Genomic DNA, 16660 nt, shown 5'->3' on the forward strand with positions numbered 1-16660 from the left:
AACGAAAACCACCCCGCTGGACAAGTGTTGGACCACGCGAAGGGTTGGACCAGGTAATTGGAGAACAGGCATGGCGCTGGCGGAACTGGAAAAGCTGGATCGCAACGAAGAGGGCATTGCCCGCGTTCTTGAGATCCTCGGGGAGCGCTATGGCGAGCGTTTGCTGACGGGACATTCGGTGCGTGAGCAGCATGCCCACTCGACCAGCTATATTCCCGCGCAATTGCCCGATGGCGTGTTCGCGCCGAACAATGTGGAAGAGGTGCAGGATGTGGTGCGCCTGTGCGCCGAGCACCGCGTGCCGGTCATTCCCTTCGGCACGGGGTCTTCGCTTGAAGGGCATGTGAATGCGCCGGCCGGCGGCATTTCGCTCGATCTCATGAACATGAACCGCATCATCGCCGTCAACGCCGAGGATCTGGACTGCACGGTCGAACCCGGCGTGACGCGTGAGGATCTGAACCACTATCTGCGTGATACGGGCCTGTTCTTTCCGATCGATCCGGGCGCGAACGCCAGCCTTGGCGGCATGGCCTCGACGCGCGCTTCCGGCACCAATGCCGTGCGCTACGGCACGATGCGCGACAATGTGGTGAATGTGCAGGCGGTGATGCCCGACGGGCGTCTCATCACCACCGCGCGGCGCGCCCGCAAGACCTCTGCCGGTTACGATCTGACCCGGCTCATGGTCGGCTCCGAAGGCACGCTCGGCATCATCACGGCGATGACGCTCAAGCTCTACGGCATTCCGCAGGCGGTATCCGGCGGCGTCTGCTCGTTCCCGGATGTGGAATCGGCCTGTCAGGCGGTCATCATGACGATCCAGATGGGCGTGCCGGTGGCGCGCATCGAATTCGTCAACGGCCTCGCCATGAAGGCGATCAACGCCTATTCCGATCTGGATTACCCGGAAGGCCCGTGCCTGTTCCTGGAATTCCATGGAACCGATGCAGGCGTGAAGGAACAGGCCGAGACCTTTGGCGAGATCGCCGAGGAGTTCGGCGGCGGGCCGTTCCAGTGGACGAGCGTTGCCGAGGAGCGCACCAAGCTCTGGAAGGCGCGTCACAACGCCTACTGGGCCTGCGTGGCGCTGCGCCCCGGCGCGCAGGGGCTCTCCACCGATGTCTGTGTGCCGATCTCGCGGCTGGCCGAATGCATTGTCGAGACCGAGGCCGACATCGCCGAATCCGGCCTGATCGCCACGGTCATCGGCCATGTGGGCGATGGCAATTTCCACGTGCTGGTTCTGATGGACATGAACGATCCGAAGGAGATCGAGCAGGCGGAAGCCTTCGTTGCGCGTCTCAACCGGCGGGCCCTCTCCATGGACGGCACCTGCACCGGCGAACACGGCATCGGCCAGGGCAAGATGCGCTTCCTCGAAGAGGAGCTGGGCGACGCGGTGGACGTGATGCGCGCGGTCAAGGAAGCCATCGATCCGCACAACATCATGAACCCGGGCAAGATCATCGGGGCAAGGCGCACATAAGCCGGATTTGTGCGACCATGCATGGTGTTAGCCCCTTTAACGCCACTGAAATACGCATAGTGTAGGGGCTGAGGACGCATATTTAGGAGACGGAACTGGCCCGGCTGTTCGTATTCTTCGGTGGACTTGTGGTGCTGGCGCTGACCTCGGCGCTGGTGGCTCCCTATTTCATCGACTGGAACCATTATCGCTCCGCCTTCGAACGTGAGGCGGGGCGGGTGCTTGGCCGTGAAGTCCGGGTGGAAGGCTCTGCGCGCGCGCGGCTTCTGCCGTTTCCGTCTCTGACCTTCACCGATGTCGTCGTGGCCGGGAAGACGCCGCAGGCGCCGGGCATGACGGTGGACGAGTTCTCCATGCATGCGGAGCTTGCGCCCTTCCTGCGCGGCGAGGTGCTGATCTTCGACATGCAGCTCACGCGGCCGCATGCGCAGATCGCGATTGCCGCCGATGGCGGTATCGACTGGGCGGTGCGTCCGTCCGGGCCGTTCGATGCGCGACAGGTGACGCTGGAGAATGTCTCCATCGTCGATGGCTCGGTGACGCTGGCGCATGCGGCAAGCGGGCGTCAGCACGAACTGACCGACATCGATGCGCAGCTTTCCGCCCGCAGTCTGGCCGGGCCGTGGCGTATTGGCGGAACGCTCTCGCTCGATGACATGCCGATGCGCGTTTCCGTTTCCACCGGCTCGCTGGGCGATGATGGCCGCATGCGGGTGCGTTTCGAGGCGCTGCCGGATGACCTGCCGGTCAGGCTCGCCACCGATGGACAGGCGCGGATTGAGGAAGGGGCCGCCTTTTATGACGGCGCCTTTGCGCTCAACACCTATTCCGATGAGGCCATGGCCAGGCTGCGCAAGGAGGCCGAGCGGCCGCTGGCGCTGACGAGTGCCGCCGCCACCAACCGGCTGACGGGTCTCTTCGACCTGCGCCACGACCGTCTGGCGGTCGAGCAGTTCCGTTTCGAGACGGGGCCGGCCGACGCGCCTTACACCGCCGAGGGGCGGGCCAGTCTGGAGCTCGGCGGCGAACCGCGCTTCTTCATTTCAGCCGACGGCGCACAATTGCGTTTCGACGGCGAGAATGACGGCGACAGCGCGTCGGGCGGTCTGGATATAGCCAGGCGTTTTGAGGCGTTTGCCGCACTGATCCGCGCCGTGCCTTCGCCAACCATACCGGGCGAGGTTGCAATCAACCTGCCGGCGATCGTTGCCGGCGACACCACGATCCGCAACATCGAACTGCGCGCCGAGCCCGCCGAGGGCGGCTGGGCGGTGGGGTCCGTTGCGGCCACGCTTCCCGGGCGCACCCGCTTCGAGGCGAACGGATTTCTGGCGACGGATGAAGAACTCGGCTTCAACGGGCACATGCTTCTGGCAATCGCCCAGCCCTCGGGCTTTGCCGCCTGGGTTTCGCGCGATGTGGACGATGCGATCCGCCGTCTTCCGGCTGCGGGTTTCAGCGCCGATGTGGCGCTTTCGCGCCGCGCGCAGACCTTTGAGGGGCTTGAACTCATCCTGGGTGACGCGCGTTTCAACGGACGCGTCGAGCGCCGGGAGCCGGAGAACGCAAAGCCCTGGCTCGATGCGACGCTCGACGGCGAGGCGCTCGATCTGGAAGGCATTCAGGCCTTCATGTCGCTGTTTGTCAGCGACGCGGGCGTGAACCGGCTTTCGGGCCATGATGTGGATCTCGACATCAAGGCCGGCCCGGTGGCGGCGCTGGGCATGCAGGCCAACACGCTCGACACGGCACTTCGCCTGCGCGAGGGCGTTCTGGAAATCGACCGGCTGACGCTCGGCGGGTTCGCCGGCGCGCAGCTGAGCGCGACCGGTCAGTTGCGCAATTTTGCAGGCATGCCCACGGGGCAGGTCGATGCGACGGTTCTGTCGACCGATCTTGGCGAGCTGGTTCTGGCGCTGGCGGGACGCTTTCCCGAGAACCGTGTCTTCAGGGCGCTGGCGCAGCGCGTTCAGGCGTTTCCCGGTCTGCTTCAGGACGCCGAGCTGAACCTCGTCGCCAGTGCCGCCGAGAATGGCGATGAAACCATGGGCATCGCCGTCAGCGCCGAAGGCGTAGCAGGCGGCACGGATCTGAGCCTTTCGCTTTCCGACAGCGGTGCAGAGGACGATCTGGCGCGCGGTGATTTCAAGCTCTCGCTGACGGCGCGAAACGACGAAGCCGCCGTTCTTTATGGACTGGCCGGCATTCCGGCCCTGCCGCTTGGTCTGGTTGGTGAGGTGCGGCTTGAGCTTTCGGCCGAAGGCTCTCTGGCCGATACGGTTGACGGGCAGGCGCGGGTGATGGGCGAGGGGCTTGTCGCCTCCTTCAAGGGGCAGGCCCTCAATGCGCTTTCCGCGCCATCGCTCGACGGCGAGGTGAAGCTTGTCAGCGATGACATCGAAACCTGGCTTGCCGTTGGCGGCGTGGTTCTGCCCGGTTTCGGGCTTGGCATGCCCGTTGCGCTTTCCGCTGATCTTGAATGGAGCGAGAAGCTTGCCGTTCTGACCGATCTTGAAGGCGAGGTGGCCGGCAGCGGTGTGACGGGGGATCTGAACATCGCGCTCGATGGCGGCAAGCCGCATATCGATGGCGCGCTCACCATGACGCGCTTTGATCTCGCACCGGCTGCCGAACTCGTCATGGGGCCGGACGTGCTTTCGGGCGAAGAAGACGGGGCATGGCCGCAGGCGCCATTCGGCAACGACGTGTCTTTGCCGTTCTCGGCCAATCTCGACCTGCGCACGGATGCGCTTTGGACGGGATTTCTCTCGGCTGGCCGCGATGCGCGCCTGAAACTCAGGCTGGACGATGAGGGGCTGACGGTCTCCGATCTCAAGGCGTCCCTGTTCGATGGTTCCGTTGAAGGCTTTGCCACGCTGAAAAACAATGCAGGCACCGGGCTTCTTTCGGCGCAGATCGGTCTCAACGACACGGCGCTTGATACGCTGATGCCGCAGGGCAGCCTGGAAGGGCGCATGAGCGCGCGCGCCAGCGTGACCGCCAGCGGCAAGAGCGTGAATGCGATGGCGGCGGCCCTGACGGGCTCCGGTTCCGCGACGCTGAAGGATCTGGTCATCAACGGGCTGAACCCGAAGGCGCTGCCGCAGATCCTTGAAGAAGCCGATGCGGTGGGCAATGGGATCGATCTCGAAAAGACCGAGGCTTTCGCGCCGCGGCTGATCCGCGAAGGACAGTTTTCCGCAGGCGAAACGGAATTCGCCTTCACCATTGCGGGCGGCATGGCGCGCACGCCGCCCGTGCAACTGGCGACAGACGGCGCGACCTTCAGCACCACGGCCACGGCCGATTTGCAGAAGATGGAAGTCTTCACCGATGGCGCGCTGGTCTTCGATCCCGGTGTGGATGCGGTGGTGGGAGCGGAGCCGCGTGTCGAGGTGGTTGCCTCCGGGCCATTCGGCTTTGTTGGTTCCCGGCTTTCGGTCGAACCTCTGGCGCAGTATCTCACCCAGCGCGCGCTTGAGCGCGAGCAGGTGCGTGTGGAGCGCATGCAGTCGGTGCTTCTGGAGAAGCAGCGCCTACGCCGTGAAGCGCGTTATTTCGCAGAGCTTGAGGTCAAGCGCGAGCAGGCCGAAGCCGAGCGGCAGCGGCTTGAGCGCGAACTCCGGCTGGAGCGCGAGGAGGTCGAGCGTCGCGCGGCTGAAGAGGCGGAGCGCAAGGCGCGTGAGGCGGAAGAGGCCCGCCGCCGTGAAGCCGAGGAAGCGGCCCGGCTGGAGGCTGAAGAGGCCCGCCGCCGCGAGGCGGAAGCCGCTCGCGCCGCCGAAGCCCTTAAGCGCACGCAGCGTGTCGCGCCGGCTCCTTCTGGAAATGGCTCCGCATCAGAGATCGAGCGTGCGCCGCTTGAGCCGCCGTCAGGCGGCATCAATACGCCTGATGCGGTGTCGGAGTTCTTCCGGGCCAAGGATCTTTCAGCGGATCGTCTGCGCGAGCTTCTGGACGGTGGCCAGTAGAGCGGTCGCCGCTCAATTCTCTCGGCAGGCTCTCATGCCTTGTCGTTCGTTTCCTCAAGACGCGCCTTGAGATCACGCAGCACATGGAGGCGAAGCTCGGAAGACAGATTGTTGTCCGCGCTGCGGTTCTCATCCACCTCGGCAATCAGCGTGGCCAGCGGCATGTTCTGCCGCCGGGCTATGGCTTCAAGTTCCTGAAGGAATGGTTTTTCGAGGGAAATGCTCGTGCGGTGGCCGCGAATGCTGACCGAACGCTTGGCAATTCCGCTCATTTTGGATCGCGTTCCGGGCGACCGGTGAGCCGGTGCCCGTCCAGCTGCGCGATGGTCTGCGATCTGTCGCTTTCATCGCGCATGCGCTCGGCCTTGCTGCGGCCATGCAGGATGCGGTTTTCGGCGGCGCGCTGCTCTTTTTCCGCACGCGCGCGCTGCTTGCGGCGCTGGCGAAGATTGACCAGCTCGCCCATCGTCACTTCTTCCGGAAGGCGTCCAGGGAAACCACTTCCGCACCCTTGTTCCCGGGCCCGGCGTCGTCTTCTGCCTCATCGGCTGCCGTCTCGGCATCCGCTTCGGCCTTTTCCTTCTTCTTCGGCTTGCGGGCGGCTTTCTTTGCACCGGCCTTTTTCGCCGATCCCTCATCCGCCTCGTCGCCATCGGTGTGAACCGCGGTGATCTCGGCGCCGGGAGCGTCTTCCTGCTCGGGCTTCACATCGAATTCGAGCTCGAAATTCACGGACGGATCGTAGAACCCGCGCACCGCAGAGAAGGGAACGCTCAGCATTTCCGGCACATCGGCGAAGGAGAGGCCCACTTCGAAACCCGTCTCGCTGACTTTCAGGTCCCAGTACTGATACTGCAACACGATTGTCATCTGTTCGGGATAACGTTCACGCAGGCGTGACGATACACGGACACCGGGTGCATTGGTCAGAAAGGTGATGAAGAAGTGATGCTCGCCGGGAAGGCCCGTGCGCGCAACTTCAGTCAGGACTTTGCGCATGACGCCACGCAGCGCATCCTGAGCGAGAATATCGTATCTAATGCGGTCTTCGGCCATTCTGCGAACCGGTTGTTGAATCTTTGACTTACCTCTAATCAAGGACCGTGCTCACGTAAACCGGCAAAAGGCGGCTTATGTCTGTTCGCACGCTCCCACCCGCCTGACAGACCAGTTTTTTCAACCATGGCCCTCTTGTCTGTATTGCAGACAATCGCTGCGGGACGCTGCACTGCGCCGGAGACATTGCCTGACAGCTTCGCTGACTGCGCGCGAATGTCGATGCAGGGAAGGGGAGATTGAAAGGAGAGGTCGAGAGCGGGGCAAGAGTGGAGGCTTCTGTTGCCAGGTGCCTCCGGACCCCGCCTAAAGGTGCGAACCCTTAGGAGTTCAAGTGAAGCTGTCGCACTGCATTAAGCAGCGAGACGTGCCTCCGCATAGTTGTCGTTTGCAACTACTAGTTTGACCCGATAACGGTGGTATCATGCCGAGCGAAAGTCCGATCTTTACACCCTCGTCGATCCTGTTTCGCCCCCATCAGAAGCCGCCCTCGGGCCGGAGCCCTGCGGCGGTTTGTGGTGGAGGCGCCGGGCACTGCCCCCGGGTCCGAATGGCTTATTTCACCGGCAGTTTATCGCCATAGTCGGTCAAGCCGACGCAACGAATATAGTGACCCGGCCTTCGCAAGAAAAGGGGTCTTCGCGTGAAACCCGTGGGGTTTTCGCATTGACTTAGCGTCAACCTTTAATAAATGTCTTTTTTGGTGTGAGGCGGCTTTGGCAAACGCACAGGTTGCGTGAGGTCCGGCCGTTTCTGTGGAAGCGTACCCACGTTGAAAAGTGAGGGAAAAGATCATGGCCGATTATCTTGCGGATGTCCGCAAATACGATGCCACCGCGAGTGAGGAAGTCGTCAACAAGATCGTGAAGCATCTTGGCATCGCGTTGCGCAACAGGGATTCCTCCCTGGTCTCCTGCAGCGATTCCAGCGAGCTTGACCGCGTTCGCACCAGCTGGTGCATGAAGAAGCTCGGACAGACCGACGCCGCAAAATGCGATGCCGTGATCGAGACCGTGTGCGAAACCATGTCTGGCGACCGGTCCAAGAGCCGCGTGACGTTCTACTATCTGGTTGCGAAGCATCTGGGCCAGCTTTCCGAACTTTGAGGTTCCAGCTTCGCTGAACTTCGCCGCCTCTTCCTGCTGGGGGGGGGAGGGGCGGCTTTCTCTTTAACCCTGTTGCCCGAATGTGCGCCGGCGTATGTGGATGGCGTCGCCAAACCCTGTGGCGCGCACTTTTCGTGGCAGGTGGCTGCTTTATGATGGCGCGATAACGCCAGCCCGAATCGGACAGCCATGCGCCAGTATCTCGATCTTCTTTCCCATGTTCTCGAAAACGGTGTCGACCGCGACGACCGCACGGGAACCGGCACGCGCGGCGTGTTCGGCCATCAGATGCGCTTTGATCTGGAAGAAGGCTTTCCCGTTCTCACCACCAAGAAGCTGCATCTGCGTTCGATCATTCACGAGCTTCTCTGGTTTCTGAAGGGCGACACCAACATTCGCTACCTGAAGGAAAACGGTGTTTCCATCTGGGATGAGTGGGCGGATGAGAATGGTGATCTGGGGCCTGTCTATGGTGCGCAGTGGCGCTCCTGGCCGGCGCCGGATGGCGGGCATATCGACCAGATCGCGAATCTTCTGAAAGGTTTGCGCGACAATCCTCATTCGCGGCGTCACGTGGTGTCGGCGTGGAACCCGGCCGAGGTGGATTCCATGGCGCTGCCGCCATGCCATTGCCTTTTCCAGTTCCACGTGGCCGACGGGCGGCTTTCCTGCCAGCTCTACCAGCGCTCCGCCGACATTTTTCTGGGCGTGCCCTTCAACATCGCCTCCTATGCGCTTTTGACGATGATGGTCGCCCAGGTGACCGGGCTGCGCGCCGGCGATTTCGTGCACACGCTGGGCGACGCCCATCTTTATTCCAACCATTTCGATCAGGCGCGCGAGCAGCTGACGCGCTCGCCCAAGCCCTTGCCCACCATGTGGATGAACCCGGATGTGACGGATCTCTTTGCGTTCCGCTTTGAGGATTTCCGTCTTGATGGCTATGTCGCGGATCCGACGATCCGCGCGCCTATTGCCGTTTGAGCGGGGAGGGGGCGATGAGCATCGAACTGGTTGTGGCAATGGCCGAAAACGGTGTGATCGGCCGCGAGGGCGATCTGCCGTGGCGGCTGTCGACCGATCTGAAGCGCTTCAAGGCGATCACTACGGGCAAGCCCGTGGTCATGGGGCGCAAGACCTGGGAAAGCATCGGCAGACCGCTGCCGGGACGGCGCAACATCGTCATCACGCGGCAGGCGGGATACGAGGCTGAAGGCGCGGAATGCGTCTCGTCGCTTGCCGTTGCGCTTGCGCTGGCTGGCGGTGGCGATGCGAAGGCCGATATCTGCGTCATCGGCGGCGGGCAGATCTACCGCGAGGCGATGGAGATGGCCGACCGTCTGCATGTCACCCATGTGCATGCCGAGATCGACGGTGATACGGTGTTTCCCGAAATCGACCCGGAAATCTGGGAAGAAGTCTCGCGTGAGGACGTGCCCGAAGGCGAAAAGGACGTTTACGCCACAACCTATGTGGTCTACCAACGGCGCTGAACAGGCTGGGCAAGGCACTCTTTTCCCTGCAAAGATCAGGGAACGCGGCGGGCTGCCGCGTTGAAAGGGGATTTGCCGCTACCTATAACTGACCGGATGGGAGAGCTGGCCTTTGGGCCGGAGCCCGGATCAAGAAAAGGAACACGAATGCCCTGGAACAATCAAAGTGGCGGAGGCGGCCCTTGGGGCGGCGGCAATAACGGGGGGCCCTGGGACCAGGGACCACGTGGGCCGAGCGGACCGCAGGGATCTCCGCCCGATCTGGAAGAGATCATCAAACGCGGACAGGACCGGTTGAAGAACGCACTGCCCGGTGGCGGTGGCGTCAGCCCGGCCATGATCGTTCTGGTGCTCGTTGCGTTGGCCGGTCTGTGGCTGTTCAAATCCGTTTACACGGTTCAGCCGGACGAACTGGCGGTGGAACTGCGTTTCGGTAAGCCGAAGCCGGAACTCTCCGAGCCGGGCCTGCACTTCCATTGGTGGCCGATCGAAACGGTCGAGAAGGCCACGGTCGCCGAGCGTCTGGTGGACATTGGTGAGACGCGGGGCGGCACGTCCAGCGGTCTCATGCTGTCCGGTGACCAGAACATCGTCGACGTAAAGTTCTCCGTCGCCTATCAGGTTGCCGATCCTTCAGCCTATCTGTTCAATGTCGCCAATCCCGACGAAACCCTGCGCCAGGTTGCCGAAAGCGCCATGCGTGAGGTTGTCGGTCGCAGGCCGGCTCAGGACATTTTCCGCGATGACCGTCAGGGCATTGCCGAGGATGTGCGCACGACCATCCAGACCGCGCTTGATGAGTATGGCACGGGTCTGACGGTCAACGCTCTGTCGATCGAGGACGCTGCGCCGCCGCGCGAAGTGGCCGATGCGTTTGACGAGGTGCAGCGCGCCGAGCAGGACGAAGACCGCTTCGTTGAGGAATCCAACCAGTACTCCAACCAGCAGCTCGGTCAGGCCCGTGGTGAAGCGGCCCAGATTCGCGAAGAAGCCGCGGCCTATAAAAACCGCGTCGTGCAGGAAGCCGAAGGTGAGGCCCAGCGCTTCGTCTCCGTCTATGACGAGTACGCAAAGGCCCCGGCCGTGACACGCAAGAGGCTGTTCCTCGAAACCATGGAAAACGTGCTTCAGGGCTCGAACAAGGTGATTGTCGGCCAGGATGGCGGTTCGGGCGTTGTGCCCTATCTGCCGCTGCCTGAACTTCGCCAGCAATCGCAGCCGCGCACGACTGCGGGAGGGAGCAACTGATGTCCAACCGTTTCCCCATTCTCGTCGTCATTGGCGCGGTCATCCTGTTCCTGGTCTATTCGTCGATCTTCGTGGTCAATGAACGCCAGCAGGCCATCGTTCTTCGCTTCGGTGAAATCGTCGATGTGAAGACCGAGCCGGGTCTCTACTTCAAACTTCCGTTCGGCTTCCTCGAAGCGGACAACGTCCAGATCATCGAAGACCGCATCCTGCGCTTCGACCTTGACGACATCCGCGTTCAGGTCTCGGGCGGCAAGTTCTACGAAGTGGACGCCTTCATTGCTTACTCGATCAGCGATCCCCGCCGTTTCCGGCAGGCCGTTTCGGGTAGCGTCGCTCTTGCCGAGCAGCGTCTGCGCACGCGTCTCGACTCCGCTCTGCGCGGTGTCTATGGCCGTCGCGGCTTTGAGGCTGCACTTTCGGAAGAGCGCGCATCGATGATGCGTGAAGTTGCCGACGAACTGCGTCCCGCCGCTGCATCGCTGGGCCTGGAGATCGAAGACGTGCGCATTCGCCGGACCGATCTGACGGCAGAGGTTTCTCAGCAGACCTATGACCGGATGAAGGCCGAGCGTCTGGCCGAGGCCGAGCGCCTGCGTGCCCGTGGTCGTGAGGCCGCTGCCCGCATCCGCGCCCGCGCCGACCGTGAGGTCGTCGAGATCCTGGCTGCTGCACAGCGTGAATCGGAAATCCTGCGTGGTGAGGGCGAAGCAGAGCGCAACGCCATCTTCGCCGATGCTTTCTCGCGTGATGAGGACTTCTTCGAGTTCTATCGTTCGATGAATGCTTACCAGCAGGCGCTGAACCCGGAAGGCACGACCATGCTGCTTTCGCCGGATTCGGAGTTCTTCCGCTTCTTCAACGACTCGACCGGCGGTGCCTCGGGCTCATCCGCTCCGGCGGCTCCGGCCGCACAGGGCGCGACGGCCGGCCAGTAGCCGGCGGTCGACATGAGCGACTTCCTTGCCGCTCTGGGCCTTGTCCTCGTTATCGAGGGTCTGGTCTACGGCGGCATGCCAGGGCTGGCCAAGAGGCTTGCCGAGCAGGTCCTCGAAATGCCGGACAGTGCGCTTCGCACTGCCGGCATCACCGCCATGATGCTGGGGGTGTTCTTGGTCTGGCTCGTCAGAGGATGAAACATTTTGCGGCCCGTACGGAAATCCCGTGCGGGCCGCAAACGTGCCGTAATCACGGCGAATCATGGAAAATTGAAGCGCCTGTTAATGGAATCGGCCCAGCATAGGGCGTAGAATTCCGGCCAATCGTCGTTCCACCAAGCAAGCCATCTGGAGAAATGCTCTTTATGACCCCATCCAAGATTTTACGCGCCACGCGGGTGGCGCCAGTGGCCGCTCTCCTTGCGCTTGGAGGTCTTGCCGCAACGCCGGTCATCGTTGCGCAGGAAGCGCGGGCGGAAGGCCCCGCCTCGGTTGCAGACCTTGCCGAGCGGCTTGCCGGCGCGGTGGTCAACATTTCCACCTCGCGCTCCGCAGGTGGTGGAAGCTCCGGCCGGGTGCCGCTGCCCAAGCTGCCCGAGGGCTCGCCCCTGCAGGAGTTCTTCGACGATTTCTTTCAGGATGAGCCGGAGGCCGATCGTGGTCCGCGTCAGGCCCAGTCCCTGGGCTCGGGTTTCGTGATCGACGCCAAGGAAGGCATCGTCGTCACCAACAATCACGTGATCTCCGATGCCGACGAGATCGTCGTCAACTTCACCGATGGCGGCAAGCTGGACGCCGAGCTGCTGGGCGTCGACACCAAGACGGATCTTGCCGTTCTGAAGGTGGATGCGAGCAAGCGCGAATTGCAGGAAGTGCCGTTTGGCGATTCCGACAGGATGCGCATCGGCGACTGGGTCATGGCCATCGGCAACCCGTTTGGCCTTGGCGGCACGGTGACGGTGGGCATCGTTTCGGCCCGCAACCGCGAAATCGGTTCCGGCCCCTATGATGATTTCATCCAGACGGATGCGGCCATCAACCGGGGCAATTCCGGTGGCCCGCTGTTCAACATGGATGGTGAGGTGATCGGCATCAACACGGCGATCATTTCCCCGACCGGCGGTTCCATCGGCATCGGCTTCTCCATTCCCTCGGCGCTGGCGATCAAGGTTGTCGATCAGCTGCGCGAGTTCGGCGAGACGCGTCGCGGCTGGCTCGGCGTTCGCATTCAGGAAGTGACCGACGACATTGCCGAGAGCCTCGGCATGGACGAGGCCATGGGTGCGATGGTGAGCGGCGTGATCGAAGGCGGCCCGGTTGATGATGGATCGATCCAGCCTGGTGACGTGATCATCACCTTCGACGGTCAGACGGTCGAGAATGTGCGCGAACTGCCGCGCATCGTCGCTGAAAGCCCGGTGGGCAAGGAAGTGGATGTCACCGTTGTCCGCAAGGGCGAAGAAGAGACCGTGAAGGTCACGCTCGGCCGCCTTGAAGACAGTGAGAAGCTGGCTTCCACCGAAACGCCGGGCGATGAGCAGGCCGGCGAGAGCGAAGCCGTGTCGTCTGCTGCCGTTCTGGGCATGCACATGGCCGAGCTGAATGACGCGCTGCGCGAGCAGTATGAGATTTCGGCCGATGTGAACGGCGTCGTCATCACCAAGGTGGATGAGGATTCGGTTGCCGCAGACAAGGGCGTTGCTGTTGGCGATGTCATCGTCGAGATCGCCCAGGCGACGGTGTCCACGCCGAAGGAGGCGCTGGACCGTCTTGAGGAGCTGAAAGGGCAGGGTCGCCGCAATGCGCTTCTGATGCTGGCTTCCAAGAATGGCGAGCTGCGCTTCGTGACGCTGCGGATGGACTGATCTTCAGGCAATCTTGCCAGATCAATGCAAAACGGCCCGGAAGCGATGGTTTCCGGGCCGTTCTTTTGTCTTTGGGGAGAAAAGTGCCGGCTATGCCTGCCGGGCTTTCCAGTCCGCGCGGGACAGGCGGTAGAGCACGTGGCGCTTCAGCCCGGGGTGCGTGTCGGGCACGGCGGGATGGTCGAAATCGTCAGCTGCGTCGTGGCGCATGCCGATGCGGCGCATGACGGCGGTGGAGCGCTCATTGCCGGCAACCGCAAACGAAACGATTTCATCGAGGCCGAGCGTTTCGAAACCATGGGCGAGCCATGCGCGCGCAGCCTCCGTGACATAGCCCTTGCCCCAGAATTCAGGCGCAAGCCTCCAGCCGATCTCGATGGCGTCTTCGGGCAGGTTGGAGAGCCCGCGCGGGCGATGCAGCCCAACAAAGCCGATAAGGTCGCCGGTTTCCTTCAGTTCCACCGCTGCAAAGCCGAAACCGTTCTGTTCGATGCCATCGCGGATGAAATCCATCGCTGCGTCGGCGTCCTCGCGGCTGCGACGATAGGGGAAGAACTCCATGATCGTCTCATCGGAGTTGATGTGGTGGAAGAAGGCGCGGTCTTCCTCGCCCCAGTTGCGCAGGATCAGCCGGTCGGTCTCAAGAAGCGTCATGTGACGAAGTCCGCTTCGCGATAGCCCTGCAGGAAGAGAAGGGCGGTGAGGTCGCCATGGTCGATGCGCACCCGCGCCTGTTCCGCAACGGCGGGCTTGGCATGGAGGGCAACGCCGAGGCCGGCCAGAACCAGCATGTCGAGATCATTGGCGCCGTCACCCACGGCCAGCACATCGTCCGGCGTCAGGCCGTGTTCTGCGGCAAAGCGGTTTAACGCGACGGCCTTTGCCTCCCGCCCCAGAATGGGTTTCCGGACCTCACCGCTCAGCCGGTCACCATCGGTCAAAAGATGATTGGCCTGCTGCGTGTGGAAGCCGAGTTTTGCGCCGACCGGCCCGGTGAACTGTTCGAATCCGCCCGAGACGAGGGCGGTGAATGCGCCTGCGGCTTTCATCGTGGCGACGAGCGCCGGGCCGCCGGAAGCGAGCGTGATGCGCTTTTCGATCACGCTGTCGATGACGTTGAGCGGCAGGCCCTTTAAGAGCCCGACGCGCTCTTCCAGCGCCGGTTCGAAAGCGATCTCGCCATTCATGGCGCGCCGCGTGATGCCGGCAACGGCGTCCTTCAGACCAAGCTCTGCTGCCAGTTCATCAATGCACTCCTGATCGATCATGGTGGAATCCATGTCGGCGATCAGCATCTTCTTGCGCCGGTTGTCGGTCTTCTGCACCGCCACATCGATGGGCGCACCGGCCAGTGCCGTGCGCAGGCGTGCTTCGGCCTCTGCGGCATCGGAACCGGGGGCCAGGGCGATGTCGCAGGCCAGGTTTTCACCCAGCCAGTCGATGGCGCTTGCATCGAGCGCCTCCATGGCCATAGTCGCAACCGCGGGCGTGAGAGCGCGCTTTGCCGGATGAGAGATGAGTGTGGCGACGAGGGACATGGGCGTTTCCGGAATAGTGAGCGGCGGGCATGTTGAATAATGCGATCCTGATAGCGGGGCCGACTGCCAGCGGCAAGTCCGCTCTGGCGCTGGCGCTTGCGCAGGAAACGGGCGGGGTGGTGATCAACGCCGATTCCATGCAGGTCTATGACGTGCTTTCGCTCCTGACCGCGCGGCCCTCTGCCGAAGATCTGAAACGCGCGCCGCACTTTCTCTATGGGCATGTGTCGCCATCGGTCGCCTATTCAACCGGCGCGTGGCTCGACGATGTGGCGAAGCTTGTGGAGAGCGGCGCGCTTGAAGGAAAGCGCCCTGTCTTCGTGGGCGGCACGGGGCTTTATTTCCGCGCGCTTCTGGAAGGCATTGCGCCGGTGCCGCCGGTGCCCGATGCGGTGCGCCGGCACTGGCGTCAGCGCATGGAGAAAGACGGGCCGGAGGCGCTGCACGGGCTTCTGGCCGAGCGCGACCCTGACGCCGCTTCCGCCATCGGCACGAGCGATGCGCAGCGCATCACGCGCGCGCTCGAGGTTTTCGAGGCTTCGGGGCGTCCGCTGAGCGCCTGGCAGCAGGAAAACACGCCGCCGCTGGTCGACCGGGTATCCAGCCGCTGCATTGTTCTGGAGCCGGAACGCGAATTTGTCAGACAGCGTATCGGCCAGCGCTTCGACCGCATGGTGGAAGAGGGCGCTCTGGAAGAGGTGAAGGCGCTACTGGCGCTTGATCTGCCACCCGAACTGCCGGCGATGAAAGCCATTGGCGTGCCCGAACTGGCGGCCTGTCTGGCAAATGCGTGCACGCTGGAAGACGCAATCGAGCGGGCGAAAACCGCCACGCGGCGCTATTCCAAACGCCAGGGCACCTGGTTCCGCAACCAGCTTGGCGAAGACTGGCTCCGTGTGCCGCTTTCTTCGGAAAACGCGCTTCCGCGAAGTCTTGCCGGGGTTCTTCAGGCGAGCGCCAAACCGGCGGAATAGAAGCATTCCGCCTGTGGAGATTAACCTTGCGTAAGTGAGACTGTGCGAGAAGGCGATAAAGGGTGTCATTCGGGGCAGGCATGCGTTTCCACAAAGCGGAATCCGCGTTCTTTGTTTTCATTTTGCTGGTGCTGGGCGCGGGTGCCCTGCTTGCCTACGCCTATTGGCTTTTACGCTCCGACATCAGCATTTTTCCGGCTCCGCAGGATCTGAAGAGTTTTATCCAGATTCTGTTCGTCACCGGCGTCCTTCTGGCGACCGCCATCATTTTCGGCATCTTCTTCATCTATCCGCTGATCCGCACCCAGGTGCGCGAGGAGGGGAAGTTACGGGCCATGACGGAAACGCTGAGCGCCCGTTCGGAATCCCTTCAGCACGCCGCCCTGACCGACAGCCTGACAGGCATGCAGAACCGGCGCTTCTTCGATGATGCGCTGCGCGAATATCTGCAGGAGTTCCGCCGCATCGAAAAGCCGGTCGGCCTGATGGTTCTCGATCTCGATCATTTCAAGCAGGTCAACGACACGCATGGTCACGATGTGGGCGACGATGTGCTGCGCGAAGTGGCGCGCTGCCTTAAAGACCTGACCCGCTATCATGATGTGGTCGCGCGCATGGGCGGCGAGGAATTTGCCGTGGTCGCGCCGAACATGAACAATGAATCTCTGGTCAAGCTTGCCGAGCGCATTCGCCGCGCCGTGTCACAGCTGTTGATCGAAGCGAGCAATGTGAACATCCGGGTGACGATCAGCGTCGGCCTGTCCATCTGGGACGGGCGGGAATCGGCTGAGGAATTCTACCGTCGCGCCGACAAGATGCTCTATGAGGCCAAACGCCTGGGCCGTAACCGCGTCTGCGCCTGAGAGGCGACACTTTCCCTACGCTCAACTGAAAGAGCTGAACGCTGCGCTGGCGCGTGGCGTGCTCCCGCATGCATGGCGTCCGGCTCCGGCAGCTTGCCGGAACCTTCATGAGCCGTGCACTG

16 protein-coding genes and 1 other RNA gene are annotated in these 16660 nt (G+C 62.7%); 11 read left to right on the forward strand and 6 right to left on the reverse strand.

Going from position 1 to position 16660, the window contains the following annotated elements:
* Window positions 1–70: 70 nt before the first annotated feature.
* Entirely contained in the window at window positions 71–1489 is a 1419-nt protein-coding gene (locus AC4PTT_RS07900) for an FAD-binding oxidoreductase (protein ID WP_206543874.1), read from the forward strand.
* A gap of 131 nt (window positions 1490–1620) precedes the next feature.
* On the forward strand, window positions 1621–5457 hold the full coding sequence (locus tag AC4PTT_RS07905; protein WP_492162444.1) for an AsmA protein: 3837 nt from the start codon (window positions 1621–1623) through the stop codon (window positions 5455–5457).
* Between the two features lie 32 nt (window positions 5458–5489).
* Here AC4PTT_RS07905 and AC4PTT_RS07910 read toward each other — a convergent pair whose 3' ends face one another.
* The 4 genes from AC4PTT_RS07910 to ssrA all read right to left on the reverse strand — a co-directional run bounded on the left by AC4PTT_RS07910 (window position 5490) and on the right by ssrA (window position 7149).
* Complete coding sequence (locus AC4PTT_RS07910; RefSeq protein ID WP_206548124.1) at window positions 5490–5729, reverse strand: ribbon-helix-helix domain-containing protein; 240 nt, start codon at window positions 5727–5729, stop codon at window positions 5490–5492.
* Window positions 5726–5923: a DUF4169 family protein gene (locus AC4PTT_RS07915; RefSeq protein WP_206543872.1), complete on the reverse strand. Its 198-nt coding sequence runs from the start codon at window positions 5921–5923 to the stop codon at window positions 5726–5728. Before AC4PTT_RS07915 ends, AC4PTT_RS07910 begins: the two co-directional genes overlap by 4 nt.
* 2 nt (window positions 5924–5925) lie before the next feature.
* The gene (locus AC4PTT_RS07920; RefSeq protein WP_492162445.1) at window positions 5926–6513 is read right to left on the reverse strand and encodes an SspB family protein; all 588 of its coding nucleotides are present in this window, start codon (window positions 6511–6513) and stop codon (window positions 5926–5928) included.
* Window positions 6514–6781: 268 nt separating this feature from the next.
* Window positions 6782–7149, reverse strand: a transfer-messenger RNA (tmRNA) gene (gene ssrA, locus AC4PTT_RS07925).
* A 158-nt stretch (window positions 7150–7307) separates the two neighbouring features.
* Between ssrA and AC4PTT_RS07930 the strand changes: the two genes are divergently transcribed.
* The 7 genes from AC4PTT_RS07930 to AC4PTT_RS07960 all read left to right on the forward strand — a co-directional run bounded on the left by AC4PTT_RS07930 (window position 7308) and on the right by AC4PTT_RS07960 (window position 13163).
* On the forward strand, window positions 7308–7619 hold the full coding sequence (locus tag AC4PTT_RS07930) for a DUF2853 family protein (RefSeq protein WP_206543870.1): 312 nt from the start codon (window positions 7308–7310) through the stop codon (window positions 7617–7619).
* 189 nt (window positions 7620–7808) lie between these two features.
* Window positions 7809–8603, forward strand: coding sequence for a thymidylate synthase (locus AC4PTT_RS07935; RefSeq protein ID WP_492162446.1), 795 nt, complete (start codon window positions 7809–7811; stop codon window positions 8601–8603).
* 14 nt (window positions 8604–8617) lie between these two features.
* A complete protein-coding gene (locus AC4PTT_RS07940; RefSeq protein WP_113155609.1) occupies window positions 8618–9112 on the forward strand; it encodes a dihydrofolate reductase in 495 nt (164 codons plus the stop codon).
* Window positions 9113–9259: 147 nt separating this feature from the next.
* Entirely contained in the window at window positions 9260–10360 is a 1101-nt protein-coding gene (gene hflK / locus AC4PTT_RS07945) for an FtsH protease activity modulator HflK (protein ID WP_206543867.1), read from the forward strand.
* Window positions 10360–11298 carry a protease modulator HflC gene (gene hflC, locus AC4PTT_RS07950; RefSeq protein ID WP_206543866.1) on the forward strand — a complete coding sequence of 313 codons (939 nt, stop codon included), beginning with the start codon at window positions 10360–10362 and terminating at the stop codon, window positions 11296–11298. Before hflK ends, hflC begins: the two co-directional genes overlap by 1 nt.
* 12 nt (window positions 11299–11310) lie before the next feature.
* Complete coding sequence (locus tag AC4PTT_RS07955) at window positions 11311–11496, forward strand: DUF2065 domain-containing protein (protein ID WP_206543865.1); 186 nt, start codon at window positions 11311–11313, stop codon at window positions 11494–11496.
* A gap of 167 nt (window positions 11497–11663) precedes the next feature.
* Entirely contained in the window at window positions 11664–13163 is a 1500-nt protein-coding gene (locus AC4PTT_RS07960) for a DegQ family serine endoprotease (protein WP_206543864.1), read from the forward strand.
* 90 nt (window positions 13164–13253) lie between these two features.
* Here AC4PTT_RS07960 and AC4PTT_RS07965 read toward each other — a convergent pair whose 3' ends face one another.
* Window positions 13254–13817 (reverse strand): GNAT family N-acetyltransferase, encoded by a 564-nt coding sequence (locus tag AC4PTT_RS07965; RefSeq protein WP_297563836.1) that lies wholly within the window; start codon window positions 13815–13817, stop codon window positions 13254–13256.
* Entirely contained in the window at window positions 13814–14701 is an 888-nt protein-coding gene (serB, locus tag AC4PTT_RS07970; RefSeq protein ID WP_492162447.1) for a phosphoserine phosphatase SerB, read from the reverse strand. The genes AC4PTT_RS07965 and serB overlap by 4 nt, the downstream gene beginning before the upstream one ends.
* 29 nt (window positions 14702–14730) lie before the next feature.
* Here serB and miaA point away from each other — a divergent pair, with 29 nt between their 5' ends.
* The gene (miaA, locus tag AC4PTT_RS07975) at window positions 14731–15675 is read left to right on the forward strand and encodes a tRNA (adenosine(37)-N6)-dimethylallyltransferase MiaA (RefSeq protein ID WP_492162448.1); all 945 of its coding nucleotides are present in this window, start codon (window positions 14731–14733) and stop codon (window positions 15673–15675) included.
* Window positions 15676–15755: 80 nt separating this feature from the next.
* Window positions 15756–16538, forward strand: coding sequence for a GGDEF domain-containing protein (locus AC4PTT_RS07980; protein ID WP_113155601.1), 783 nt, complete (start codon window positions 15756–15758; stop codon window positions 16536–16538).
* Window positions 16539–16660: the final 122 nt, after the last annotated feature.

Source organism: Nitratireductor sp. WH36-1 (assembly GCF_058725515.1).